Source organism: Klebsiella sp. M041 (assembly GCF_059759695.1).
Map to the genome: position 1 here is coordinate 1 of NZ_JCAXWU010000013.1, position 21,867 is coordinate 21,867.

Below are 21,867 nucleotides of genomic sequence, written 5' to 3' on the forward strand. Positions count from 1 at the left end.
GCTGAACAAAATGACGAAAGCAGGTATGCCTGAAAGCGTGCGTATTGCCTGAAAACACAACCCGCTACGGGGGAGACTTACCCGAAATCTGATTTATTCAACAAAGCCCCACCCCCCTAATCTCAGGTGCATAACCGCGTCTCGACTGCGGTAACATCTGATCGTCCGACATGACAGAGACGCCGGTGAACGGTAATGTATCAAAAAGTCGACCGGAGGTGTTTGACTGGCCAATAACCACTCGCCCTTTAATGCCATTAATGTCATGCTGGACATAGGTATTCAGGGCATGGTATCGGCTTTGTTGATTCGTTTGGCTGGTCCAGGTGCCATTATGTCTGAAGAACCAACCACCGATATTCATGCCGCTATTCAGGCCAAGATAGTCAGAGTTATAATGCGAGCCATGGGTACTACTTTCATAGGTATTAAAATTATATCCGACGAACGCTGCGGCGATCCCACTATCCCACTCCGACTCAGGAACTTCACCTTGCGAAAGATGCAAAATAAATTTTTGTGGTACAGAGATATCGAGTCGTTGGCTACTGGCATCAAACTTGACGCTACTGCCGGGGATTAAATTGGATAATTCAGGACATGAAGCGAAATCGACCTTATTTTTTATCACATTTTCTTTAAGATGAAGATGCTTTAACATCGATTCTGATAAACACGGTACAACTTTTCCAGCTTTATTCCTTCTAAATTTAACCCTTTCGCTGTAGGATAAAATTTCATTAATATAAACATCTGCCTGGTAATCGCCTTCAGGTACATTGCCAGCAATAGAAAATTGTTTGAGATCGATATTTTTCTTGAAAGAGGAGTTGATGAATACGGGATCGAACTGTGTGTTGTTCGCAAGCGTATCAGCATCCACGATATCGTGATTAACAACTCCATCTGCAAGCGCATTTACAGAAAAAAAAGCACACACAGGAAACCATAAAGCTTTATTTACAGAAAAAGCAGTAAGAGATATTTTCATGTTATTCTAAGATATCTAGATGCATATAAAATGCGAGTTAATTATGGCAAGTATTTAATAGTGATGCTTTTATGAGCCCCGAAATCATTTATATATTCTGCTTCAACCTTATCTGTGCTGTTAACATTGATATAATTTTTTAATGATGTTGTTCCCATTGGCTCAATCATTGAACCATTGACAATCGTTTTCTTACCGTTATGGGTAATACTCACCGCAGCCAGCGTAATATAATAGGGTGTCGGGTTTTTAATAATGATTGAGTCACCAGCAACCTTCCATGACAACTTTTCCTGCGCTGTCGCAGCGCCGTTAGAAAGTTGAGATGGTCGCCAAAAAAGCTTTAATCGACTTCTGAAGGCAACCTGTAAATGATTTTTAGTATCTTTTTCATTTGGTGGTATCTCCAGCACATTTAACCAAAAAACATGTTCACGGTCGGGTGAAAGATCGGCGCCGATATAGTTAATTCGCAGCGTCTGTCCCTTACCAGCTTCGACTCTGGTTAACGGAGGGGTCAAAATGAAAGGCACATTCATCTTTTCTGGTTCTATTTGTGAATGTCCATCATCGATCCAACTTTGTAACAGTACCGGATAGCTGTTTTTATTATCAACCTGAACGGTTATCTCACGTTCATCAGAAGGATATATAAACCGGGTACCATTGATAATCGATGAAGCTGAAACGTTTGCAGCCATAATAATAGACATTGTCAGCGATAATACCGACATGAGGCGGTGTAATGGATAACTCATTGCCAGACTCCATACTCTCCCCATTTGCATGGGGAGAGTATTTTTATTAATTGTACATCACAGAATAAACAACGCTGGATTCGACATCGCCGGCAGTCGCAGCACCAGTTGCATGGTAACGTACCGCGTAAGGCAGAATGGTGGTGCCCTGAGGATCAATGGCAATTTTGGTGGTATTCGCCTGCTGTGCAGCGTCACCGGCGATAATCGCGTGGTGGCTGCTGTTGCTGTTATCCACTAATTCAAGGGCAACGGCACCCGCACCGCTCGCTTTATGGTTTAACAATAAGCCAGTGGCAGAATCCACATCCGCGCCGGCTTCGAAGAAGACCGCTGCTGTTTTACCCGCCGCCAGAGTTGCGCCAGCAGATTTACAGTTATCGAGAGAGACAGTGAAACTGGTCATTCCGGCAACATCACCGCTTTTGGCAAGAGATGCCGTGGATACCGGAGGCAGTGCCACCGTACCGGAGTTAGTCCCGCCGTTCAGCTTAACCGTACAGGTTACGTCAGTCACTTTACCGGTGAAATTAATAGTACCACCGTTAGCCGTTGCAGTAGGCGCAGCGCTAGCAGCAAAAGATAAAGAAGAAATAATAGATACAACTGCAACACACACTGCTTTTTTCTTAATAGCGAACATCATCATTTCCTAGATTTAATTAAACAAAGTGGGCAAAGACACTATATATATACAACAACAAAAAACAATTTTAATGATTATGCTTTTTTACACATTCAGCATTTAAATATAGGTGACGGCTACCACGATAGCAGAATGGTAGTCACCTGGAGATATATTAGCGTTAATAGCTACAGGTTTAACAAGGAGGCTCGCATTGATTGGCTGGCCTCGGTAGTTAAATCGGGTGTTAAAACCAGGGGACATATTGACCTCGGATACCGTAGATTGCCAGTATACGGCCAGGCCGACCCCCGCTAAGTCGGTAGTCACCCGACCATCAGAGCCATCGGTGACGAGTTGGTACCCAGGCGCTGGCGATACCGAGATCAACGCGGCCGTCGCGCCGGGTGAACACGTTATCTCTAGCGGAATATCCTCAGTGAAAGTCGTATGCTGTCTGAGATCTTCAACTGAAATATCATCAAATACAACGTTAGTTCTTATTGAGCTGCTGTTGCTAATCGTACAGTTATCAGTCGCTATCGTCATCGCCAGATTTGCGCTCACGCTGGCTGTGCCATTATTTGCCGTAACGGTACTCGCCTGCAGAGCCGGGGCCATCAACATTGGCAGTAATATACAACACATTTTTTTCATCACAGATCACCAGTAATTAATTTCAGCAGTGATAGAACTTCTGACTTGCCCCGTGATACTGGATCCTGAGCTGGCATTATAATAGGGGGTAACATCTATTGGTAAATTAATTGTCGTAGTGCTGGCGCTGGCAAACAACCTGTCCGCGAGCGTGTAATCCCTGGTAAATTCAACGGCTGTACCTTTAGAAGCCAAAATATCGTCTGCCCAGACCAGCAGAAAACCTAAATCATTAAGATTAGATTTAATCACCCCTGGCTGCTGCATATAACCATTGGGACTGGTAAATTTCACTTTTACGCCGCTCAAAGCCTCATTGCAGTTTGCAGACAATGTAGTATGCAATGGCATGACAGTATTTTTCATCACATGTTCCTGCGTCTGATTCTGAAAATCGACATCATTCAGTTCAAATACACAGGTAGGTGGCACAGTAACAAATTTTATGAGCTGTGGCCCGTTGTAAGAGACCACTTGTCCGCCAAGAAAAATGTTTTTTCCTGCAGTGATTGGCGCGTTTGAAGCTTGGTGTCTGACTCCATCCTTAACTGAAGAACTATTCAGGTCGAGCGTAAAGCTGCCGCTGCCGTGGTGGTTTTTCAGTGCTAATGGTAATGCAACCCTGGCTGAAACCATGAAGGGAGTGCCAGATTTCGCGTTGATCGGTTGACTGCTCACAGCATGAGGATCGGTGAGGAAATGATTCACAATAGCGCGACAAAAGGTCGGTTCCAGTTCGAATTCAAATCCGAACATCCCCATACAGGCACCGTTAAAAACGAGGGGCACATAATGTATCGGCCCATCCGTGTCGGAAATACATTGCACGGAAGCGGTATACACCAAATCGCCGACTACGCCATGATCGGACACTGTTCTGACATCATACACGCCAGCCGATTTTTGAATCACTGAAGGCGCCGGTGTAAACCCGATATTCAGCGTTCCCGCGGGGAGACTGGCTTCAGAACCACATGCCACATTTGCCATTGCGCCGGCGGAATAGCAGGTTATTAAAAGTCCCAACAAGCTAAAAATAAGTATCTTTATGCCATTCATATTTATTCCCCAAATGTTACAGGCAATCATAAAAAACCGCTTATTTGGGATCAATTATTTTCTATGTGTTTTTTTACATATCTATACGTAAGCTTAATATCTTGCAGTTCATCACCGGCATTAATGTCAATATATATCATTGGCAATGTCCATTTTTAGATAGTATTTTCAAGATGAACATTATTTTTAAAACAAACCCTCTGTTTTATTTTCACTTAAATAAACAAAAAAATGACAATCATTTAACAACTAATGTGAGTATTAAAGAGGGGTATTGTTGATGCCAAAAGATAATGCAGAAGATAAAAAAACTATCAATATCATCGAAAATAGATAAACAGGAAAAGTAACAACCTTCAACATGGAATAAACTGCTTAAACCTGGCAACTTCGCTTCATAAATATAACTTAAAACAGTTCATATCGCGTCATAGAGCCCCCGCCTTCCTCAGCCTCTGATACATAGTGAGCCTGCGCACAGTCGATACTGTACTCACCAGGATAGACGATCTTTCCCGTGTGGCATGGGACTTTACCGGTTTATCGCTAATGTGGAGACCCGAAGCTACAGACTTACGTCATTAATTCTAAGAGACAGCTGACGACCTCAGCAGAGGTCATCAGTCACAGGAAAGGAACAAATGAAGAGGAAAACAAACGTACACAAGGCGTATACCATAAGCTCCAATGCTGAAAAGCCGAACTCAGCATCTCAGGCGCTAGCGAAACATCCTTAACCGCCGGAGCCCAGCAGGGTTCGCCTTAGTCGTTTACCGCGCATTCGCACGGCAGATGGTGGCCGATAAGCTTGCGGTATAAAAACGCCCCCATAATCGCCCCCACCACCGGCGCCAGCAGCGGCACCCAAAAGTAGGGTATCGACTGCCCGCCGGTAAAGGCGATCGCGCCCCAGCCGGCCAGACTGGTAAACAGTTTAGGGCCAAAATCACGCGCCGGATTCAGCGCAAAGCCGGTTAGCGGCCCCATCGACGCGCCGATCACGGCGATCAGCAAGCCAATCAGCAACGGCGCCAGCGGCCCGCGCGGGATGCCATTGCCGTCGTCGGTCAGAGCCATGATCATCGCCATCAGGATCGCCGTGATGGTGGTCTCTACGGCAAACGCCTGCCAAAAGGTGATATGCGGATGCGGGTAGGTGGAAAAGACCCCGGCCAGGTTAAGGCTGGCGACGGTACCGCGAACGATATGCTGGCTCTGTTCAAGATCGAGAAACAGCTGACGATAGAGCCCGTACACCAGGGCGGCGGCGCAGAATGCCCCGGCCGTCTGGGCGACAATAAACGGCAGTACTTTACGGCGTTCAAAACAGGCGAACAGCCACAGGGCAATAGTGACGGCCGGATTAAGGTGCGCGCCGGAGACGCCAGCCGTCAGATAGATGGCCATGGCGACGCCGAGGCCCCAGATAATACTGATTTCCCACTGGCCAAAGCTGGCTCCGGCGACCCGCAGCGCAGCGACACAGCCCGCGCCGAAGAAAATGAGCAGTCCGGTGCCAAGAAACTCGGCCACGCACTGCCCGGTTAAGCTAGAAGTCTGGTTCATCATTGGCATCCTGAAATAGCACGTTATAGAGAGAGGCTGGCGCGAGCGCCGGCTTAATCGGCATGACCGGCCAGCACCAGCCCGGTGGCGACCGCATTGCGCGGCCCTTCTGTTCCCCGAATGTTGCCCTGCCCGGCGACCACGCCGTAGTGCGACAGGGCGTCGGTGATCAGCTGCGGGATCTCAAAATCCAGCGATGAGCCGCCCACCAGCACCACAAAGGCGATATCGCGAATGGAACCGCCGGGGGAGACCTGGCGCAGCGCGCGCAGGCAGTTGGTAACAAACACTTTCTCCTTCGCCTGGCGGCGCACAAGACGAATTTTTTCCAGCGGGCTGGCGTTATCGATCGGCACCAGTTCGCCCTCCTTGATGTACACCACTTTGGCGAACACCGCCGGGCTGAGGGCTTCCCGGAAGAACTCCACTGCGCCATTCTCGTGGCGGATACTGAACAGGCTTTCCACTTTGGCCAGCGGGTATTTTTTTATCGCTTCCGCCTGCGAAAGATCCTCGAGACCCAGCTCGGTTTTAATCAGCAGGCTGACCATATTTCCCGCCCCGGCGAGATGCACCGCGGCGATCTGCCCCTCCGCGCTGACGATCGCCGCATCCGTCGAACCAGCGCCGAGGTCGAGGATCGCCAGCGGCGCCGCACAGCCCGGCGTGGTTAACGCCCCGGCGATGGCCATGTTGGCCTCCACGCCGCCCACGACCACCTCAGTCTGGAGTCGGGCGCTCAGCTCGCGGGCGATAACCTGCATCTGCAGACGATCCGATTTCACCATCGCCGCTATCCCGACGGCATTCTCCATGGCGCACTCCCCAGCCATCCCGCCCTGCACCTTGCGCGGAACAAATGTATCCACCGCCAGCAGATCCTGGATGTGGATCGCGCTCATCTCATGGCCGGTCAGGGACGCCATCACCTTGCGCACCCGCTCGAGCATGCCGCCGGCGTGGGTGCCCGGTTCGCCGCGGATGTCGCGTACCGGAGCGCAGGCGCTTATCGCCTGCATGATCCCCTCCGCGCCCTCGGCGACATCGGCTTCTCCACGGCGCTTTTCGCCGCTGATGTAGATCTTTCCCGCCGGGATCACCCGCGACTGCACGTCGCCCTGGGGGGTCTTGAGCACCACCGCTGAGCGGTTGCCAATCAGCGCGCGGGCGATGGGGACGATGGCCTGGGTCTCCTCCGGGCTCAGCCCAAAGAAGGTGGCGATGCCGTAGGGATTCGACAGGATCCGCACCACCTGACCCGGCGCGGCTACCTCCACCGCCGCCATCACCCCCTCGGGCACGTGCTCCAGGAGCGTCACTTCATCCACCACCGGCAGGGTTTTGCGCAGGCGGTTGTTCACCAGCACGCCGTCGTCCTTTTTGAGGATCGCCGCCACCACGTTGATCCCGCGGTCGATCGCCTCATTGAGCCACCACACGGCGTCAAGGAAATCGACAGCGTCGTCAATCAGCGCGATCCACCCCTCGGCATACTGCGCCGCCGGCAGCGTCGCCAGCCGGCCGAGGGCGATGGTCGTCCCCACGCCGACGCCCACCCCGCCCGGGGTCTGCGGGTTATGACCGATCATGGTTGACTCGGTGATAATGGTCTCGGTGATGGTCTCCATCGCCACATCGCCAATGACCGGCGCGGCTTCGTTAAGATAGATGCGAGACACATCGCGCATTGACCATGGCGTTTTCGCCAGAGCCTGCTCCAGCGCGGCGAGGGTCCCGGCGATATTGTCCCGCGTCCCTTTCATGCCCGTCGTCGCGACGATCCCGCTGGCAACAAACGTCCTCGCCTGCGGGTCGTCGGACGCCAGCGCCACCTCGGTGGTGGCGTTGCCGATATCAATCCCGGCTATTAACGGCATGCTGACCTCCGCTTAGCTTCCTTTACGCAGCTTATGCCGCTGCTGATACACTTCCGCCGCCTCCCGGACAAAGGCGGCATTCACCGTCGCATGCCAGGTGTGCTCCAGCTCGTCGGCGATCGCCAGCAGCTCCGCCTGCGAGGAGCGGAACGGGCGCAGCGCGTTATAGATAGCCAGAATGCGCTCGTCAGGGATGGCGATAAGCTCCGCCGCGCGGCGAAAATTGCGCGCCACCGCATGGCGCTGCATCTGCTCGGCAATCTGCGCCTGGTACTCAAGGGTTTGCCGGGAGATCCGCACATCCTGCGGGCCCACCTCGCCAGAGAGCACTTTCTCGAGGGTGATGTCGGTCAATGGTTTGCCGGTGGGCGTCAGGATATGCTCCGGGCAGCGGGTGGCTAACGGATAATCCTGCACGCGCATGGTTTTCTCGCTCATGGTCACTCCCTTACTAAGTCGACGTGCAGGGAGACGGGCTCGGCGTCCTGCACCACATGTTTGGTCTCTTTGATATGAAACAGGGCGGCTTTGGCCATAAATTTCGGCCGCACCATCTGGTCGTTCACCACCGGCACCGGCGAAGGTGACTCGTTGCGCGCATAGCGCGCGGCGTTTTTGCCAATCTGCCGGTAGGTCTCCAGCGTCAGCAGCGGCGCCTGGGAGAACAGCTCCAGGTTGCTGAGCGGCAGCAGATCGCGCTGATGGATGACCGTGGTCCCCTTCGACTGGATACCGATGCCGATCCCGGATCCGCTCAGGTTCGCCGCATCCCAGGCCATAAAGGAGACGTCGGAGGTCCGCAAAATGCGCACCACCCGGGCGTGAAGTCCCTCTTCCTCCACCCCGGCAATCAGCTCTTTAAGGATCGCGCCATGGGGCATATCGATCAGAGTGTGATGCTGATGTTTATCGAAGGCGGGGCCGACGCCGATCACCACTTCATCGGCGCGTTCATCGGCAGAAGCCGCCCCGCCCTCGCGGGTTTTCAGGGTAAAAGAGGGCTGAATTTGGGTTGTCTGTTGCACAGGAATACCGCCTTATTCAATGGTGTCGGGCTGGACCACGCCCGGAATATTTTTGATCTCCGCCCAGCGTTCGGCTGAGATGCGATAGCCGGTGCCCGGCCCCTGATAGTCATTGATGTCGTTGACCGCGCTCACCACCTCGAACTGTCGATCGAGAATGGCCGAGGTCTGCAGGTAATCGCCGGTGACCCGCTGGCGCAGCATATTGAGAATATTGCTGGCGATATCCTCAAAGCCGCTGCGGCTTAGCGCGCCGACAATATCGAGGCCGGTAATATTGCGCTTCATCATCTCTTCCACCGCACTCAGGTCCTCCACCACGTTACGCGGCGGCATCTCGTTGCTGCCGTGCGCGTAGGTGGCGGCCTCCACCTCCTCGTCGGCGATCGGCGGCAGCCCCAGCTCGCGAAAGACCGCCTGGATCGCCCGCGCCGCTTTCTGGCGAATGGCGATGGTTTCCGCCTCGGTCACTGGACGCAGTCCACCGTCAACCATCAGGTCGCGCTGCAGGATGTTGTAATCATCAAAATCTTCCGCATCGAAGTTCGAGCCGGCGAACATGTTGTCGTAGTTCGGCACCGCGCTGTAGCCGGAGAAAATAAAGTCGGTGCCCGGCAGCATCTGCATCAGGGTGCGCGCGGTGCGGCGGATATCCGAGTGGGAGAAGGTCTGGTCGTTGGCCGAGGCCACTTCGAGGTCGAGCATGGAGGCGATCAGATTTTCCGCCAGCACCGCCCGAATGCCCGAGGGCACGGCGCCGGTCATGCCGATGCAGCTCACCGCCCCGTTCTGTAGACCCTGCACCCCGGCGCCTTTGGTAATGAAGATGCAACGCGATTCGAGGTAGAGCATCGACTTGCTCTCCGAATAGCCCATCAGCGCTTCGGAGCCGGTGCCGGAGGTGTAGCGCATTTTCAGCCCCCGGGAGGCGTAGGCCGAGGCGAGGAACGCCTTTGACCATGGGGTGTCATCGCCGTCGGTAAATACCGCCTCGGTGCCGTAGACTGACACCGTCTCGGCGTAACTGGTTAAGCCACGCATGCCCAGCTCCAGCTCGGTGGCCTCTTCCACCGAGCATTGCGTCAACACGCCGGGGCGGCCGCACTGCGAGCCGACCAGCAGCGCCAGGGCGTTAAACGGGGCATAGCGCGCAATACCGACCGTGGTCTCCTGCTCGGAGAAGCCGCGGATCCCGGCCTCGGCGGCGTCGGCGGCAATCTGCACCGGATTATCCTTCAGGTTGGTGACATGGCACTGGTTGGAGGGCGTTCGGCGGGCGCGCATCTTTTGCAGCGCCATCATCATCTCCACCACGTTCATCTGCGCCATGACTTCAACCGCTTTGGCCGGCGTGATGGCGGTGGTGATGGCGATGATCTCCTCCCGGCTGACGTGGATATCCACCAGCATGCGGGCTATCTCCAGCGCCTCCAGACGCATCGCCTGCTCCGTGCGCTCAATGTTGATCGCGTAGTCGGCGATAAACCGGTCGATCATATCAAACTGGTCCCGGCGCTTGCCGTCCAGCTCGACGATCCGACCGTTTTCCACTTTGACCGACGAGACCGGGTCAAAGGGGCTTTCCATGGCGATCAGTCCCTCTTCAGGCCACTCGCCAATCAGCCCGTCCTGATTGACGGGGCGCTGGGCCAGTACTGCAAATCGTTTTGATCTTTTCATTGTTCATGGGCTCAAAAGGTGAAATCCGCAGACGGTAGCGAACACGCCGGGCCAGCGTCGCTGCCCGCCCGGCCATTACCGGCAATAGCGGAACTTTAAATGAGCCACTGGTGAAAAAAATAAATTTAATTTTGTTTCAATCTGGCACGTTAAATCGGCAAACAGTTTCACTATGAAACCCCGCCGCAACGGCTAAAATAAAAATGTGATCGCCAGCATTGATATAAATCAATTAATAAAAAAAGCCCGCCACCGCGTTTTTCTGAGGCCTTTTTAGACCTGTTGACTAAATCATGGCGGGCGACAAAATAACGCTGAGAAAAATAAATTAAGCCAACCGCGTGGCGATAGTTTTTTTACTTTCGCCCCCTACTGACTATTCGCGTCAGCATTACCCTGGCGCGGGAGATAATCATGAACAAGAGCCAACACATTCAGACTATCACCCTGGCCGCCGCCCAGAAAATGGCGGCGGCAGTGGAGAAAAAAGCTAATGAGATCAACGTATCGGTGGTATTTTCCGTGGTTGACCGCGGCGGCAACACGCTGCTTGTCCAGCGGATGGACGAAGCCTTTGTCTCCAGCTGCGATATTTCGTTGAATAAAGCCTGGAGCGCCTGCAGCCTGAAACAAGGCACCCATGAAATTACGCCAGCGGTTCAGCCCGGACAATCTCTGTATGGTCTGCAGCTGACCAATCAACAGCGAATCATTATTTTTGGCGGCGGCCTGCCGGTTATTTTAAACCAGCAGATAATTGGTGCCGTCGGCGTTAGCGGCGGTACGGTCGAACAGGATCAATTATTAGCCCAGTGCGCCCTGGATTGTTTTTCCGCATTATAACCTGAAGCGAGAAGGTATATTATGAGCTATCGTATGTTTGATTATCTGGTGCCAAACGTTAACTTTTTTGGTCCCAACGCTATTTCCGTGGTCGGTGAACGCTGCAAGCTGCTGGGGGGTAAAAAAGCCCTGCTGGTTACCGACAAAGGCCTGCGGGCGATAAAAGATGGCGCGGTGGATAAAACTCTGCATTATCTGCGAGAGGCCGGTATCGAGGTGGCGATCTTTGACGGCGTCGAGCCGAACCCGAAAGACACCAACGTGCGCGACGGTCTCGCCGTGTTTCGCCGCGAGCAGTGCGACCTTATCGTCACCGTGGGCGGCGGCAGCCCGCACGACTGCGGCAAAGGCATCGGCATCGCCGCCACCCATGAGGGCGATCTTTATCAGTATGCCGGGATTGAGACCCTGACCAACCCGCTGCCGCCCATCGTCGCGGTCAACACCACCGCCGGCACCGCCAGCGAGGTCACCCGCCACTGCGTCCTGACCAACACCCAAACCAAAGTGAAGTTTGTGATCGTCAGCTGGCGCAACCTGCCGTCGGTCTCCATCAACGATCCGCTGCTGATGATCGGCAAACCGGCCGCCCTGACCGCGGCGACCGGGATGGATGCCCTGACCCACGCCGTAGAGGCCTATATCTCTAAAGACGCCAACCCGGTGACTGACGCCGCCGCCATGCAGGCGATCCGCCTCATCGCCCGCAACCTGCGCCAGGCCGTCGCCCTCGGCAGCAATCTTCAGGCGCGGGAAAACATGGCCTACGCCTCTCTGCTGGCCGGGATGGCCTTCAATAACGCCAACCTCGGTTATGTGCACGCCATGGCGCATCAGCTGGGCGGGCTGTACGACATGCCGCACGGCGTGGCCAACGCCGTCCTGCTGCCGCACGTGGCTCGCTATAACCTGATCGCCAACCCGGAAAAATTCGCCGATATCGCCGAACTGATGGGCGAAAATATCGCCGGACTGTCGACCCTCGATGCGGCGGAAAAAGCTATCGCCGCCATCGCGCGTCTGTCGATGGATATCGGGATTCCGCAGCATCTGCGCGATCTGGGGGTGAAAGAGGCCGACTTCTCGTACATGGCGGAGATGGCCCTGAAAGACGGCAACGCGTTCTCGAACCCGCGTAAGGGCAACGAGCAGGAGATTGCCGCGATTTTCCGCCAGGCATTCTGAGTGTTAACGAGGGGACCGTCATGTCGCTTTCACCGCCGGGCGTACGCCTGTTTTACGATCCGCGCGGGCACTATGCCTGCGCCATCAATGAGCTGTGCTGGGGGCTGGAGGAGCAGGGAGTCCCCTGCCAGACCGTATCCTGCGACGAAGGCGGTGACGCCGGTACGCTGAGCGCCCTGGCGGCCAGAAGCTCGACGCTGCGGGTGGGCATTGGGCTCAGCGCAGCCGGCGAGATCACGCTAACCCATGCCCAGCTGCCGGCGGACGCGCCGCTGGCGACCGGGCACGTCACCGATAGCCGCGATCATCTGCGTACGCTCGGCGCCAACGCCGGGCAGCTGGTGAAAGTCCTGCCGTTAAGTGAGAGAAGCTGAATGTACCGTATCTATACCCGCACCGGAGATAAAGGCACCACCGCCCTGTACGGCGGCAGCCGCATCGAGAAAGACCATATTCGCGTCGAGGCCTACGGCACCGTCGATGAACTGATATCCCAGCTGGGCGTCTGCTACGCCACCACCCGCGACGCCGGGCTGCGGGAAAGTCTGCATCAGATTCAGGAGACGCTGTTCGCGCTGGGGGCTGAACTGGCCAGCGATGCACGGGGCCTGGTCCGCCTGAGCCAGACGATCGGCGAGGAGGAGATCACCGCCCTGGAGCGACTTATCGACCGCAATATGGCCGAAAGCGGCCCCCTGAAACAGTTTGTGATCCCGGGGAAGAATCTCTCCTCCGCCCAGCTGCACGTGGCGCGCACCCTGGCTCGTCGGCTGGAACGTCTGCTGACGGCCATGGACCGCTCGCACCCTCTGCGCGACGCGCTCAAACGCTACAGCAATCGTCTGTCGGACGCCCTGTTCTCCATGGCGCGTATCGAGGAGACTAGGCCTGATGCTTGCGCTTGAACTGGCTGGCGTCGATATCGTACTGCTTCATTTTGCGCCACAGGGTGGTGCGGCCGATATTCAGCAGTTGCGACATCTCCTGCACCCGCCCGCTGGTCACCCGGGCGGCGTGGATGATGGCCTCTTTTTCGATGGCGCTAAAGGTCAGACTGGCCGGCAGCAGCGATGAGCCGCTATCGGCCCCCGGCCGATCGGAAAAGAGATATTCCGGCAGGTTGCTCAGGCGAATGTGGCCGTTATCGCTGCTGATGGCGATGTTCTCTATCACGCTGTTAAGCTCAAAATCATTTCCCGGCCACGAGTAGGCCACCAGCTGGGCCAGCGCGTCATCGTCCACTTTCAGCCGGGAAGAGAAACGCTTTTCCAGGCTTTTCAGCCGGTTATGCACCAGCGACGGGATACTGTTGCGCCGGGCGCGCAGCGGCGGAATGACGATCTCGAAAGAGTGCAGCGCATAGTACAGCTGGCGGCTAAAGCGGTTCTGTTCCACCAGGTTGGCCAGATCGACGGTGGTGGTGGCGATCACCTTCACATCCACCGGGATCAGGCGGCGGGCGTCGAGGCGGGTAAGCACTCCCTGCTTAATCACCTGCAGCAGGGCGGACTGCAGCTCCGGCGCCAGATACTCAATTTTTTCCAGAAACAGGGTGCCGCCGTTGGCCAGCTCAAGGCGGCTCAGGCGGCCATTTTCATCATCGGTGGGGGCGCTCCCCATAAAGTCCTGGCCCAGCACGCTGTCGGCATACAGCTGGCAGTTGACGGCGATGTAGGGGCCGCCCGCCCGCTCGCTTTCATTGTGGATGGCCTGGCTCAGCAGCTCTTTCCCCACCCCCTCTTCACCGCACAGCAGTACCGGAAAGCCGCCGCGCGCCGCCTGGCGGCCAAAGTGGATCAGCCGCCGGGTTTCCGGATCGTCGGCTGACATCTGCTCAAAGGTGTGGCTGACTTTGCCCAGTTGGCTGGTCATCAGCTGCCGCATCTGCTCCACCGGGTGCAGCAGCAGAATAAAGCTGTTGCCTTGCGACTCGACAATCGGTTTTAAGGTGATCACCGCGTCGATAAACTGGTGCTGGCTTTCAAAGGTGACTTCAACGTGATTCAGGCCGCGGGCGTGTTTGATGGCGCGGCGCAGCAGCGCCGGCAGGGTCACCAGATCGGCGATATTTTTTCCCTGGCTGGCCTGGGCATCAAGATGCAGCAGTCTCGCCGCCTGAACATTGAGAAATTGCAGTACCCCCTGTTCGTTCCACGCCATCACCCCGTCGTCCATGCTCTCCAGCAGGCCGTACATTTGATTGAGGTGGCGGTTGGATTCCGCCAGCAGGCTGTCGGTGAGCAGGGAATTGCCCACCTCGCGGGCGATGGCCAGCGTCAGGGAGAGGTCGGCGCTGGACTGGTGCTCCACCAGACAGCAAAGCGAGATAGAGCCGAACAGCCGCCCGTGGTTATCGAACACCGGCGTCGAACAAAAGCTCCATGGCTGCAGGGCCTGCTTAAAATGCCGATCGCCGGCGGTGTTGATCGGCTGCCCCTGCATCGCGGCCAGCGACAGCGCGCAGGTGCCGATAATGCTCTCCGCGCAGTAGCTGCCGTCGCGAAACCCCAGGTCAGCCAGCTGCGCCAGCGTTTGCGGTTCGCCGCAGCGGCTCAGAATACAGGCGGTCTCATCAAGGATAAACAGCGCGCAGGGGCGACCGTCCATAAACTCCCAGGCGTCCTCCAGCGCCGCCTGACCGATGGTCAGCAGCGCGGTTTTACGCCGACAGATCGAGTCAAAGGTCAGGCCCTGAGCCTGGTGCGGTTTTTGCCAGGTTTCGCGCTGCATAAACTTGCTGCAGCGATGCCATGACTGGGCGATGACGGAAGAGACCGCCTTCCCGGTATCCTGAGTCTGAACAGTCATACTGTTTTCCGCGTTTTACCATAGAGAACCCCTCCGGCAGCCGCTGCCAGAGGGGAGAAAGAAAAACCGCCGACCGGCGCCAGCGGTTTAGCCACCGCGAATTAACGCGCCAGCCACTGCTGGCCTAACAGATCGGCGGTGAGGATAGCGGCGTGCACGCTCTCCGGGGTCACCGCAAACGGCATATTGTGGATGGTTTCCCCTTCCGCGCAGGTGGCTTTCGCCACCGCGGCGATTTTCGCGTCGATCCCCTCTTTGACGCCCATCTGCGCGAGGGTCACCGGCAGGCCGACGCGCTGGCAGAAGCCCAGCACGGTTTCAATCTCGTCCATCGGGCTGTTCTGCAGCACCAGCTGCGCCAGGGTGCCGAAGGCCACTTTCTCGCCGTGATACAGGTGGTGGCACTCTTCCAGAATGGTGAAACCGTTGTGGATCGCGTGGGCGGCGGCCAGGCCGCTGCTTTCAAAGCCAATGCCGCTGAGGTAGGTGTTCGCTTCGATGATGCGCTCCAGCGCTTCGGTCACCACCCCGGCCTGCGCCGCCAGACGGGCCTTTTCGCCCTCCGCCAGCAGCGTATGATAGCACAGGCGGGCCAGGCTCAGCGCCGCCTCGGTGGACTGCCCCCCGGCCATGCTGGTGGCGCGCGCATCGTAGCAGGCTTTGGCCTCAAACCAGGTGGAGAGCGCATCGCCCATGCCGGAGACCAGCAGGCGTACCGGCGCTTTGGCGATAATCGCCGTGTCCATCACCACCATATCCGGGTTTTTCGGATAGATCAGATACTCTTCAAACTCGCCCGCTTCGGTGTAGATCACCGACAGCGCGCTGGTCGGCGCATCGGTCGAAGCGATGGTCGGGATCACCACCACCGGCAGCTTCTGGTAGTAACCGATCGCCTTCGCGGTATCGAGGGTTTTACCGCCGCCGATGCCAACCACGCCGCGGCAGCCCTGTTTTTGCAAAATCGCCATCAGGCGGTTAATTTCCGCATGGCTGCATTCGCCGTTAAACCGTTCCGCATGGCAGCGAATATCGTGACTCTGCAGGCCATTCACCACTTTCTCCCCCGCCAGCTTCATCACGAAGTCGTCAGCGATGACGAAGAAGCTCTCCGCCAGGTTTTTGGCATATTGACCGAACAGGACAGCAGCATCAGGACCCTGAAGATATTTGGCTGGAGATTGAATAACTTTTAGCATTCCTTTCACCCTCAAATAAGTGCGCATGTAGACATGATGAGCCCTGGCGTTATCCGCGCCGGCCGGTAAAGCGCGGCCTCAACGGAATGTACCGGAGCAGTGCGATCACTGTAGGGCCGGCACGGAACAAAAAAATCTTTCGCCTTTTTGTTCTGATTTGAAACACAGGTTAAATTTTTACGTTCCATATTGGAACAAAAAACCCTAGTCTTCGTCAGGATTGCGATCCCGATCCGCTCCTCTGCCGCATAATTCCCTTACCATCCCCCTTTAGCGGCAGGCTTTTTCCCCACAGCCGGGGGAAATTTAGCAAAAAATTTTTTTCCGCCCGCTGCGCCAGCCGCGATGACCGGCGCTTAAGGCAGAGGAAAAAAAGCGCGCCAGCTCGCATTTTCACCGTTTCCTTAGCAAAAACGTTCCATAAAGAAACAAAATCAGCAGGTGATGTTTCGTAATGAAACCCGATCGCCGGGGCATTCTTTTTTTCGTCCACTCAGCCAGAATCATCATATCGCCAGGCACGCTGCACCGTCAGACGATACCCCTACGCGATGACCGCCTCCGCCAGCAGAGAGGCCGCATCGAACCTTCTCCAACGGAGCACTGAATAATGAAAAAGCTGATTAACCGTGTTGAAGATGTACTGAATGAACAATTACAGGGGCTGGCTAAAGCCCACCCGCAGCTGACCCTGCACCAGGACCCGCTGTACGTCACCCGCGCCGACGCGCCGGTGGCCGGCAAGGTCGCCCTCCTCTCCGGCGGCGGCAGCGGCCATGAGCCGATGCACTGCGGCTATATCGGCCAGGGGATGCTCTCTGGCGCCTGCCCGGGGGAAATCTTCACCTCGCCGACGCCGGATAAAATGTTCGAATGCGCGATGCAGATTGACGGCGGCGAAGGCGTCCTGCTGATTATCAAAAACTACACCGGCGACATCCTGAACTTCGAAACCGCCACCGAGCTGCTGCATGAGAGCGGCATTAAAGTCACCACCGTGGTGGTCGACGACGACGTGGCGGTGAAAGACAGTCTCTATACCGCAGGCCGCCGCGGCGTCGCCAATACCGTTCTGATCGAAAAACTGGTCGGCGCTGCCGCCGAGCGCGGCGATTCGCTGGAGGCCTGCGCTGAACTGGGGCGCCGCCTGAATAATCTCGGCCACTCCATTGGCATCGCCCTCGGCGCCTGCACCGTACCGGCCGCCGGACAACCCTCCTTTACCCTGCAGGACGATGAAATGGAGTTCGGCGTCGGCATTCACGGCGAGCCGGGCATCGACCGCCGTCGCTTCAGCTCACTGGACCAAACCGTCGATGAGATGTTCGATACCCTGCTGGAGAATGGCGCCTACAGCCGCACGCTGCGCCAGTGGGATACCGTTAAGGGCGCGTGGCAGGAAGTGAAGCAGAGCAAAACCGCGCTACAAAATGGCGATCGGGTCATCGCCATGGTCAATAACCTCGGCGCCACGCCGCTGTCCGAACTGTACGGCGTCTATCACCGGCTCGCCCAGCGCTGTGAAGCGTCCGGCATCATCATCGAACGTAACCTCGTCGGCAGCTACTGCACCTCGCTGGATATGGCGGGCTTCTCCATCACCCTGCTGAAAGTGGATGATGAAACGCTGGCGCTATGGGACGCCCCGGTTCATACCCCGGCGCTGAACTGGGGAAACTAAGGAGCACGACATGTCACTGAACAGAACGCAAATCGTCGACTGGCTGTACCGCTGCGGCGATATCTTCACCAAAGAGAGCGATTTTCTCACCGGCCTCGATAAAGAGATCGGCGATGCCGACCACGGCCTGAATATGCACCGCGGGTTCAGCAAGGTGGTGGAAAAGCTGCCGTCGATTGCCGATAAAGATATTGGCTTTATCCTCAAAAACACCGGCATGACGCTGCTCTCCAACGTCGGCGGCGCCAGCGGCCCGCTGTTCGGCACCTTCTTCATTCGCGCCGCGCAGGTCACTCAGGCCCACCAGAGCCTGACCCTCGACGAACTGTACCTGATGATCCGCGAAGGCGCGGACGGCGTCGTCAACCGCGGTAAAGCGGAGCCAGGGGATAAAACCATGTGCGACGTCTGGCTGCCGGTAGTGGACTCCCTGCGCCAGTCCAGCGAGCAGCATCTGTCGATCGCCGCCGCGCTGGATGCCGCCTGCAAAGCAGCGGAGGCCGGCGCCCACAGCACCATCACCATGCAGGCGCGCAAAGGCCGCGCCAGCTACCTTGGCGAACGCAGCATCGGCCATCAGGATCCGGGCGCCACGTCAGTGATGTTTATGATGCAGATGCTGGCCGCCGCGGCCAAAGAGTAAGGAAATCGCGATGGTAAACCTGGTTATTGTTTCTCATAGCGCCCGGCTGGGCGAAGGTGTCGGAGAACTGGCCCGGCAGATGTTAATCAACGACGGCTGCAAGCTGGCGATCGCCGCCGGGATCGACGATCCCGACAGCCCGATCGGCACCGATCCGATCAAGGTCATGGAAGCGATCGAATCCGTCGCCGATACCGACCACGTGCTGGTGATGATGGATATCGGCAGCGCGTTGCTCAGCGCCGAAACCGCCCTCGACCTGCTCGATCCGGCGATTGCCGCGAAGGTGCGGCTGTGCGCCGCGCCGCTGGTGGAGGGGACGCTGGCGGCCACCGTCAGCGCCGCCTCCGGCGCCGGGATCGACAAAGTGATCGCCGACGCCATGAACGCCCTGGAGGCCAAACGGATCCAGCTGGGTTTACCTTCGCCAACCCCTGACGCCGCCCCGGCGCCGACGCTTGCCGACGATGGCGACAGCAAGTCGCTTGCGGTCGTCATACAGAACCACAACGGCCTGCACGTGCGTCCGGCGTCGAAGCTGGTCGCCGCGCTGGCGGGCTTTAACGCCGATCTGCTGCTGGAGAAAAACGGGAAGTGCGTCAAACCGGACAGCCTCAACCAAATCGCCCTGCTGCAGGTGCGGCGCAACGATAAGCTGCGCCTGCTGGCCCGCGGGCCAGAGGCCGATGCGGCGCTGGCGGCGTTTCAGGCGCTGGCCGCCGATAACTTCGGCGAATCGCCTGCAGCGCAACCGGCAGCGGCCCCGGCCGCCCCCGAACGCGTCGAAGGCATCGCGCTGCGCTATCCGCTGGCCCTGATCCAGCCGGTCCGCCCGGCCGCCGCCGATGTCGCCCGCGAGCAGCAGCGGCTGCGCCGGGCTATCGACCAGACGCTGGCGGATCTCACTGCCCTGACCGAGCTGGCGGAGAATAAATTTAACGCCGATATCGCGGCGATTTTCGCCGGGCACCACACCCTGCTCGACGATGAGGATCTGTTTGATGCCGCCAACGATCGTCTGCTCACCGAGCCGTGCTCGGCGGAATGGGCGTGGCATCAGGTGCTGATGGAGCTCAGCCAGCAGTATCGCCAGCTGGATGACCCCTATCTCCAGGCGCGCTATATCGATATCGAAGATATTCTGCAGCGCACCCTGCGCCATCTGCAGGACGTGCAGGAAACGCTGCCGACGCCCGGCGAGCCGACCATTATTATCGCTGACAACATGTTCCCATCGGCCGTCCTGCAACTGGATGCCAGCCGCGTGAAAGGCCTGTGCCTGCGCGACGGCAGCGAACAGGCCCACGGCGCGATTATCGCCCGCGCGGCGGGGATCGCCTGGCTATGTCAGCAGGGCGAGGCGCTGAACAGCGTGCAGCCCGGCGAGCCCATCGCGCTGGATATGCGCCGCCAGCGCCTTATCCGTTACTAAATCCACTTTGTCCGTTACCGCTCCGGAGGCCTGCCTCCGGAGGGTGAGTTTTCGCTTACTCTTCAGGAACCACTATGTCTCAATTCTTTTTTAACCAGCGCGCCAGCCTCGTCAACGATGTGATTGAGGGAACCATCATCGCCAGTCCGTGGAACAACCTCGCCCGGCTGGAGAGCGACCCGGCGATCCGGGTGGTGGTCCGTCGCGACCTGAATAAAAACAACGTGGCGGTGATCGCCGGCGGCGGCGCCGGCCACGAACCGGCGCACGTCGGCTTTATTGGTAAAGGCATGCTGACCGCCGCGGTTTGTGGCGATCTGTTCGCCTCGCCGAGCGTCGACGCGGTGCTTACCGCCATTCAGGCGGTGACCGGCGAGGCGGGCTGCCTGCTGATCGTAAAAAACTATACCGGCGACCGGCTGAACTTCGGCCTCGCGGCGGAGAAAGCGCGCCGTCTCGGCTACAACGTGGAAATGCTGATCGTCGGCGACGACATTTCGCTGCCGGAAAACAAACAGCCGCGCGGCATCGCCGGTACGCTGTTCGTCCATAAGGTGGCGGGCTATTTTGCCGAGCGCGGCTACAATCTCGCCACCGTACTGCGCGAAGCGCAGTATGCCGCCAACCACACCGCCAGCATCGGGGTGGCGCTGGCCAGCTGCCATCTGCCGCAGGAGGCCGACAGCGCGCCGCGCCATCAGGCCGGCCACGCCGAGCTGGGAATGGGCATCCACGGCGAACCTGGCGCCTCCACCATCGCCACGCAAAACAGTGCGGACATCGTCAACCTGATGGTGGAAAAACTGACCGCTGCCCTGCCGGAAACCGGCCGTCTGGCGGTGATGCTCAATAACCTCGGCGGCGTGTCGGTGGCCGAAATGGCGATCCTGACCCGCGAACTGGCCAACACGCCGCTGCAGGCGCGCGTTGACTGGCTGATTGGCCCGGCCTCGCTGGTGACGGCCCTGGATATGAAGGGTTTCTCGCTGAGCGCCATCGTGTTGGAAGAGAGTATTGAGAAAGCGCTGCTGGCGGATGTGGAAACCGCCGGCTGGCCGCGGCCGGTGCAGCCGCGGACGGTTAACATCATGCCGTCCACTCTCGCCAGCCCGCGCGTCGACTTTACGCCTTCGGCCAACCCGCAGGTGGGTGATTACGTGGCCCAGGTGACCGGCACCCTCGTCGGGCTTGAAGACCATCTCAACGCGCTGGATGCCAAAGTGGGCGATGGCGATACCGGCTCCACCTTCGCCGCCGGGGCGCGTGAGATTGCCGACCTGCTGCAGCGCCAGCAGCTGCCGCTGAACGATCTGCCCACGCTGTTCGCGCTCACGGGCGAACGCCTGACGGTGGTGATGGGCGGCTCCAGCGGGGTATTGATGTCGATCTTCTTCACCGCTGCCGGGCAGAAGCTGGGGCACGGCGCCAGCGTGGCCGAGGCGCTGAACGCCGGTCTGGAGCAGATGAAATTTTACGGCGGCGCCGAGGAAGGCGACCGGACAATGATCGACGCGCTGCAGCCAGCGCTGGCGGCGCTGCTCGCCGAACCGGAGAACCTGCAGGCCGCTTTTGCCGCGGCGCAGGCCGGCGCGGATCGCACTTGCCAGTCGGGCAAAGCCGGCGCCGGACGAGCGTCCTATCTCAATAGCGACAGCCTGCTCGGCAACATGGACCCCGGCGCCCACGCGGTGGCGATGGTGTTTAAAGCGCTGGCGGAACGATAAACTTCCCCCGGTGGCGCTGCGCTTACCGGGGCAACGTCCCACCGCCAAAAGGCAGGTCGGGTAAGGCGTTAGCCGCCACCCGACAAAAACGGCACCGCGGATAGCCCGGATAAG

20 protein-coding genes are annotated in these 21,867 nt (G+C 57.7%); 8 read left to right on the plus strand and 12 right to left on the minus strand.

What is annotated here, in order from left to right:
• Nucleotides 1–97 precede the first annotated feature (97 nt).
• The 9 genes from AC6CWS_RS17455 to AC6CWS_RS17495 all read right to left on the minus strand — a co-directional run bounded on the left by AC6CWS_RS17455 (nucleotide 98) and on the right by AC6CWS_RS17495 (nucleotide 10,238).
• Complete coding sequence (locus tag AC6CWS_RS17455) at nucleotides 98–991, minus strand: FimD/PapC N-terminal domain-containing protein (protein ID WP_102004659.1); 894 nt, start codon at nucleotides 989–991, stop codon at nucleotides 98–100.
• A gap of 41 nt (nucleotides 992–1,032) precedes the next feature.
• Nucleotides 1,033–1,749, minus strand: coding sequence for a fimbrial biogenesis chaperone (locus AC6CWS_RS17460; RefSeq protein WP_158240157.1), 717 nt, complete (start codon nucleotides 1,747–1,749; stop codon nucleotides 1,033–1,035).
• Between the two features lie 46 nt (nucleotides 1,750–1,795).
• A complete protein-coding gene (locus tag AC6CWS_RS17465; RefSeq protein ID WP_202820961.1) occupies nucleotides 1,796–2,398 on the minus strand; it encodes a fimbrial protein in 603 nt (200 codons plus the stop codon).
• A gap of 639 nt (nucleotides 2,399–3,037) precedes the next feature.
• Nucleotides 3,038–4,090: a hypothetical protein gene (locus tag AC6CWS_RS17470; protein WP_101995250.1), complete on the minus strand. Its 1,053-nt coding sequence runs from the start codon at nucleotides 4,088–4,090 to the stop codon at nucleotides 3,038–3,040.
• A gap of 762 nt (nucleotides 4,091–4,852) precedes the next feature.
• A complete protein-coding gene (locus tag AC6CWS_RS17475; protein WP_065882675.1) occupies nucleotides 4,853–5,656 on the minus strand; it encodes an MIP/aquaporin family protein in 804 nt (267 codons plus the stop codon).
• Between the two features lie 53 nt (nucleotides 5,657–5,709).
• Nucleotides 5,710–7,533 (minus strand): diol dehydratase reactivase subunit alpha, encoded by a 1,824-nt coding sequence (locus AC6CWS_RS17480; RefSeq protein ID WP_065882635.1) that lies wholly within the window; start codon nucleotides 7,531–7,533, stop codon nucleotides 5,710–5,712.
• A gap of 12 nt (nucleotides 7,534–7,545) precedes the next feature.
• Nucleotides 7,546–7,971: a glycerol dehydratase small subunit DhaB3 gene (locus AC6CWS_RS17485; RefSeq protein WP_023291057.1), complete on the minus strand. Its 426-nt coding sequence runs from the start codon at nucleotides 7,969–7,971 to the stop codon at nucleotides 7,546–7,548.
• 2 nt (nucleotides 7,972–7,973) lie between these two features.
• The gene (locus AC6CWS_RS17490) at nucleotides 7,974–8,558 is read right to left on the minus strand and encodes a propanediol/glycerol family dehydratase medium subunit (protein ID WP_065882634.1); all 585 of its coding nucleotides are present in this window, start codon (nucleotides 8,556–8,558) and stop codon (nucleotides 7,974–7,976) included.
• 12 nt (nucleotides 8,559–8,570) lie between these two features.
• The gene (locus tag AC6CWS_RS17495; protein WP_023291059.1) at nucleotides 8,571–10,238 is read right to left on the minus strand and encodes a propanediol/glycerol family dehydratase large subunit; all 1,668 of its coding nucleotides are present in this window, start codon (nucleotides 10,236–10,238) and stop codon (nucleotides 8,571–8,573) included.
• Between the two features lie 414 nt (nucleotides 10,239–10,652).
• On the opposite strand from AC6CWS_RS17495, the gene AC6CWS_RS17500 reads away from it, so the two are divergent.
• Genes AC6CWS_RS17500 through AC6CWS_RS17515 form a run of 4 tightly spaced genes read left to right on the plus strand, consistent with a single transcriptional unit; the run spans nucleotide 10,653 to nucleotide 13,171 of the window.
• On the plus strand, nucleotides 10,653–11,081 hold the full coding sequence (locus AC6CWS_RS17500; protein ID WP_065882633.1) for a GlcG/HbpS family heme-binding protein: 429 nt from the start codon (nucleotides 10,653–10,655) through the stop codon (nucleotides 11,079–11,081).
• Nucleotides 11,082–11,102: 21 nt separating this feature from the next.
• Entirely contained in the window at nucleotides 11,103–12,266 is a 1,164-nt protein-coding gene (gene dhaT / locus AC6CWS_RS17505; RefSeq protein WP_065882632.1) for a 1,3-propanediol dehydrogenase, read from the plus strand.
• 20 nt (nucleotides 12,267–12,286) lie between these two features.
• Entirely contained in the window at nucleotides 12,287–12,640 is a 354-nt protein-coding gene (locus AC6CWS_RS17510) for a glycerol dehydratase reactivase beta/small subunit family protein (RefSeq protein ID WP_065882631.1), read from the plus strand.
• Entirely contained in the window at nucleotides 12,641–13,171 is a 531-nt protein-coding gene (locus tag AC6CWS_RS17515; protein ID WP_065882630.1) for a cob(I)yrinic acid a,c-diamide adenosyltransferase, read from the plus strand.
• Here the strand turns inward: AC6CWS_RS17515 and dhaR are convergent.
• The 3 genes from dhaR to AC6CWS_RS17530 all read right to left on the minus strand — a co-directional run bounded on the left by dhaR (nucleotide 13,149) and on the right by AC6CWS_RS17530 (nucleotide 16,766).
• A complete protein-coding gene (gene dhaR / locus AC6CWS_RS17520; protein WP_044524806.1) occupies nucleotides 13,149–15,074 on the minus strand; it encodes a dihydroxyacetone kinase operon transcriptional regulator DhaR in 1,926 nt (641 codons plus the stop codon). The two genes, AC6CWS_RS17515 and dhaR, sit on opposite strands and share 23 nt — an antisense overlap.
• Before the next feature lie 101 nt (nucleotides 15,075–15,175).
• A complete protein-coding gene (locus tag AC6CWS_RS17525) occupies nucleotides 15,176–16,273 on the minus strand; it encodes a glycerol dehydrogenase (protein ID WP_065882629.1) in 1,098 nt (365 codons plus the stop codon).
• Between the two features lie 214 nt (nucleotides 16,274–16,487).
• Nucleotides 16,488–16,766 (minus strand): hypothetical protein, encoded by a 279-nt coding sequence (locus AC6CWS_RS17530; RefSeq protein WP_158238145.1) that lies wholly within the window; start codon nucleotides 16,764–16,766, stop codon nucleotides 16,488–16,490.
• 117 nt (nucleotides 16,767–16,883) lie between these two features.
• Between AC6CWS_RS17530 and dhaK the strand changes: the two genes are divergently transcribed.
• From dhaK to AC6CWS_RS17550, 4 genes are all read left to right on the plus strand, one after another.
• Nucleotides 16,884–17,954: a dihydroxyacetone kinase subunit DhaK gene (gene dhaK / locus AC6CWS_RS17535; RefSeq protein WP_065882628.1), complete on the plus strand. Its 1,071-nt coding sequence runs from the start codon at nucleotides 16,884–16,886 to the stop codon at nucleotides 17,952–17,954.
• A gap of 10 nt (nucleotides 17,955–17,964) precedes the next feature.
• The gene (gene dhaL, locus AC6CWS_RS17540; protein WP_017899726.1) at nucleotides 17,965–18,597 is read left to right on the plus strand and encodes a dihydroxyacetone kinase subunit DhaL; all 633 of its coding nucleotides are present in this window, start codon (nucleotides 17,965–17,967) and stop codon (nucleotides 18,595–18,597) included.
• Between the two features lie 10 nt (nucleotides 18,598–18,607).
• A complete protein-coding gene (gene dhaM, locus AC6CWS_RS17545) occupies nucleotides 18,608–20,029 on the plus strand; it encodes a dihydroxyacetone kinase phosphoryl donor subunit DhaM (RefSeq protein ID WP_065882627.1) in 1,422 nt (473 codons plus the stop codon).
• A gap of 74 nt (nucleotides 20,030–20,103) precedes the next feature.
• Nucleotides 20,104–21,753 (plus strand): glycerone kinase, encoded by a 1,650-nt coding sequence (locus tag AC6CWS_RS17550; RefSeq protein WP_048298371.1) that lies wholly within the window; start codon nucleotides 20,104–20,106, stop codon nucleotides 21,751–21,753.
• Nucleotides 21,754–21,867 lie beyond the last annotated feature (114 nt).

What these genes read in the sequence shown, in the direction of transcription:
- AC6CWS_RS17480 (WP_065882635.1), bottom strand. Translation starts at nt 7,533, where the DNA reads ATGCCGTTAATAGCCGGGATTGATATCGGCAACGCCACCACCGAGGTG.
- AC6CWS_RS17460 (WP_158240157.1), bottom strand. Translation starts at nt 1,749, where the DNA reads ATGAGTTATCCATTACACCGCCTCATGTCGGTATTATCGCTGACAATG.
- dhaL (WP_017899726.1), top strand. Translation starts at nt 17,965, where the DNA reads ATGTCACTGAACAGAACGCAAATCGTCGACTGGCTGTACCGCTGCGGC.
- AC6CWS_RS17465 (WP_202820961.1), bottom strand. Translation starts at nt 2,398, where the DNA reads ATGATGATGTTCGCTATTAAGAAAAAAGCAGTGTGTGTTGCAGTTGTA.
- AC6CWS_RS17485 (WP_023291057.1), bottom strand. Translation starts at nt 7,971, where the DNA reads ATGAGCGAGAAAACCATGCGCGTGCAGGATTATCCGTTAGCCACCCGC.
- AC6CWS_RS17470 (WP_101995250.1), bottom strand. Translation starts at nt 4,090, where the DNA reads ATGAATGGCATAAAGATACTTATTTTTAGCTTGTTGGGACTTTTAATA.
- dhaT (WP_065882632.1), top strand. Translation starts at nt 11,103, where the DNA reads ATGAGCTATCGTATGTTTGATTATCTGGTGCCAAACGTTAACTTTTTT.
- AC6CWS_RS17455 (WP_102004659.1), bottom strand. Translation starts at nt 991, where the DNA reads ATGAAAATATCTCTTACTGCTTTTTCTGTAAATAAAGCTTTATGGTTT.
- AC6CWS_RS17500 (WP_065882633.1), top strand. Translation starts at nt 10,653, where the DNA reads ATGAACAAGAGCCAACACATTCAGACTATCACCCTGGCCGCCGCCCAG.
- AC6CWS_RS17550 (WP_048298371.1), top strand. Translation starts at nt 20,104, where the DNA reads ATGTCTCAATTCTTTTTTAACCAGCGCGCCAGCCTCGTCAACGATGTG.
- AC6CWS_RS17510 (WP_065882631.1), top strand. Translation starts at nt 12,287, where the DNA reads ATGTCGCTTTCACCGCCGGGCGTACGCCTGTTTTACGATCCGCGCGGG.
- AC6CWS_RS17515 (WP_065882630.1), top strand. Translation starts at nt 12,641, where the DNA reads ATGTACCGTATCTATACCCGCACCGGAGATAAAGGCACCACCGCCCTG.
- dhaR (WP_044524806.1), bottom strand. Translation starts at nt 15,074, where the DNA reads ATGACTGTTCAGACTCAGGATACCGGGAAGGCGGTCTCTTCCGTCATC.
- AC6CWS_RS17475 (WP_065882675.1), bottom strand. Translation starts at nt 5,656, where the DNA reads ATGAACCAGACTTCTAGCTTAACCGGGCAGTGCGTGGCCGAGTTTCTT.
- AC6CWS_RS17495 (WP_023291059.1), bottom strand. Translation starts at nt 10,238, where the DNA reads ATGAAAAGATCAAAACGATTTGCAGTACTGGCCCAGCGCCCCGTCAAT.
- AC6CWS_RS17525 (WP_065882629.1), bottom strand. Translation starts at nt 16,273, where the DNA reads ATGCTAAAAGTTATTCAATCTCCAGCCAAATATCTTCAGGGTCCTGAT.
- dhaM (WP_065882627.1), top strand. Translation starts at nt 18,608, where the DNA reads ATGGTAAACCTGGTTATTGTTTCTCATAGCGCCCGGCTGGGCGAAGGT.
- dhaK (WP_065882628.1), top strand. Translation starts at nt 16,884, where the DNA reads ATGAAAAAGCTGATTAACCGTGTTGAAGATGTACTGAATGAACAATTA.